1 protein-coding gene is annotated in these 503 nt (G+C 62.8%); it reads right to left on the bottom strand.

The window, feature by feature from the left end:
- Nucleotides 1-142: 142 nt before the first annotated feature.
- Nucleotides 143-503, bottom strand: a 361-nt coding sequence (locus P7F28_RS07755) for a TrbC/VirB2 family protein (protein WP_306805826.1), incomplete at its 5' end; no start/stop codon positions are given.

The following is a 503-nucleotide window of genomic DNA, read 5'->3' as shown; positions in this document are numbered from 1 at the left end:
ACGAGAAACGCGGGACTCCAGCTCATGTAGGTGAGCAGTGCCGTCAATGTGCCGTTGAAGATCGCCAAACCCCGGACCCCGGTCCGCGCCCCCCATCTGGCGCGGCAGCGACAGCCCTCGACTGACCTTGTGCTGGCGCATATCAGCAGGCGACCGACATATGGAAGTGATCGCGCATGATCGGCACGGCGACCGAGGCGATCCCGAGACCCACCAGCACCACCGAGAACGTCTTGGCGATGTTGCTTTCCGAATTCGCCACCGCGACGCCGCCGATCGTGATCAGCACGATGCCGATGCCGTACAGGTACGGACCGCTGATCAGGTTGCTGATCGTGCAGATGATGTCGGTCAGACCCGTGAGCGACGAATAGTCGCCGGCGGCCATCGCCGCCACCGACACCACGCTCAGAAGCGCGCCGACCAGCATCGGTTTGCCCGGGCGCAGTCGCCTGGCGACCGATGCTGCGCGGTTCAGAACTTTCTTTCCCTTCATTTTTGAT

This window comes from Caballeronia sp. BR00000012568055 (genome assembly GCF_029439455.1).
Taxonomy (GTDB): domain Bacteria; phylum Pseudomonadota; class Gammaproteobacteria; order Burkholderiales; family Burkholderiaceae; genus Caballeronia.
This window is presented reverse-complemented; position numbering and strand designations above follow the sequence as displayed.